This is a genomic window from Pseudomonas sp. MD195_PC81_125 (assembly GCF_014060985.1).
GTDB lineage: Bacteria > Pseudomonadota > Gammaproteobacteria > Pseudomonadales > Pseudomonadaceae > Aquipseudomonas > Aquipseudomonas parakoreensis.
In genome coordinates this window covers 1-1591 of the sequence record NZ_JABULD010000877.1, presented here as the reverse complement: position 1 = coordinate 1591, position 1591 = coordinate 1, and the positions used below count along the sequence as shown (strand labels likewise).

General features: G+C 51.5%; 3 protein-coding genes. All 3 read left to right on the top strand.

The genetic code is table 11. The annotated features are described in order from the left end of the window. Nucleotides 1-34 precede the first annotated feature (34 nt). Genes HT737_RS32200 through HT737_RS30015 form a run of 3 tightly spaced genes read left to right on the top strand, consistent with a single transcriptional unit; the run spans nucleotide 35 to nucleotide 1582 of the window. Complete coding sequence (locus HT737_RS32200; protein ID WP_306287320.1) at nucleotides 35-415, top strand: helix-turn-helix domain-containing protein; 381 nt, start codon at nucleotides 35-37, stop codon at nucleotides 413-415. Further along, nucleotides 393-1094, top strand: coding sequence for an ImmA/IrrE family metallo-endopeptidase (locus HT737_RS30020; protein WP_306287319.1), 702 nt, complete (start codon nucleotides 393-395; stop codon nucleotides 1092-1094). The genes HT737_RS32200 and HT737_RS30020 overlap by 23 nt, the downstream gene beginning before the upstream one ends. Continuing rightward, on the top strand, nucleotides 1091-1582 hold the full coding sequence (locus HT737_RS30015) for a DUF3368 domain-containing protein (protein ID WP_108184236.1): 492 nt from the start codon (nucleotides 1091-1093) through the stop codon (nucleotides 1580-1582). The genes HT737_RS30020 and HT737_RS30015 overlap by 4 nt, the downstream gene beginning before the upstream one ends. Nucleotides 1583-1591: the final 9 nt, after the last annotated feature.

The window sequence follows — 1591 nt, the reverse complement described above, 5'->3', positions numbered from 1 at the left end:
CAAAAGATAGTCTTGTCAACCACGAGAGGGCACCATGATAAACGACCGAATTCGTCGCGCACGCCTGCAGCGAGGGCTAACCCTTGATGCTCTGGCCATCCAGCTCGGCGACATAACCAAACAAGCTTTGAGCAAATATGAGAAGGGGTTGAGCACCCCGAACTCCACTCGCCTGCTGCAACTAGCTAAAGCACTGCAGGTCAATCCTGAGTACTTTTTCCGCTCAGAAGCGATACCTTTGGCACCTCTGGAATTTCGTAAGCTAGCCAAGATGCCCAAGTATCGCCAGGCCCAAGTAGAAGAAAAAAATTCGAGAGCACCTCGAGCGATACATCGCCCTAGAGGAATGTTTCGATCCCGCAGACATCAACACCCCTGTCACTCCCGCACAAATGATTGCAGTCTCCTCTATTGATGAAGCCGAGCTAGCGGCTGAGGAGCTTCGCCAATTCTGGGGAATTGGCACTGACCCCATTGCCAACCTCACCGAACAGCTGGAAGAGCACAGCATCAAGATTGCAATGCTCAATGGCCCAGACGATTTCGATGGTGCCTGTGCTACAACTGGCGACGGGAAGCATGTCCTAATTGCGTTGAATGCTGATCGCCCAGGCGAACGAATCAGGTTTACTGCCGCCCATGAGCTCGGTCATTGGGTGATGGCATTGCCAGAGGAGATGTCTGAAAAGGATAAAGAAAATTGCTGCCATCGTTTCGCAGGGGCGTTTCTGTATCCAGCCAAAAGCGTTACTGGCGATTTCGGCAGCCATCCTCGCACCAGGGTTCATCCACAAGAACTACTGATTGCCAAGCGGCAATACGGAATATCGATGCATGCCGCCCTGAGACGACTGAAGGATCTGAAGCTACTCAGCGAAGGTGGTTATAAATCCCTCACTATTCAATTCAGTGCCAAAGGCTGGCGAAAGTCGGAACCTGAGCCGATGCCGTGCAAACCGCCGCAAAGGTTTGAGTCGTTAGCATTTTGGGCACTGGCAGAAGGGCTGATTACCAAATCCCGGGCTGCCGAACTCTTGCGCAAGCCAGTAAAAGCCCTGGACCCAAGTTTCCTGGGCTCATCGGAGAGTGCATGAGCCTTATCTACATCAGTGATACGAATATCTGGATCGATTTCAGAAATGCCGGATTACTGGAGCAGATGTTTAGATTGCCCTTCACATTGTGTTGTACTGACTTCGTAATGCATGAACTTGAAGACTTCCCACATGACGAATTGCTTGATCAAGGTCTGATAGTCGAATCACTCGATGACGCCAGTGTCATGCGGTTATATGGTTTACGAATCGAACACAACAACAGTTCGCTGGCCGATGTGTCTTGTTACCTGCTGGCACAGCAAACACGTCGCCCTTTACTCACCGGAGATGGCAAACTGAGGCGCCAGGCACAGCGAGACGGACTCCAAGTACACGGAGCTCTTTGGTTACTGGATTTGATGGTTGAACATCACGTCATCGAAAGACTGCATGCAGCAGAAGCCTTGGCCCACATGCTTGAGCATGGAGCTCGACTCCCGGCTAGCGAGTGTGAAACAAGGCTCTCACGCTGGCGAGAGCCCTAAATAGCTGAA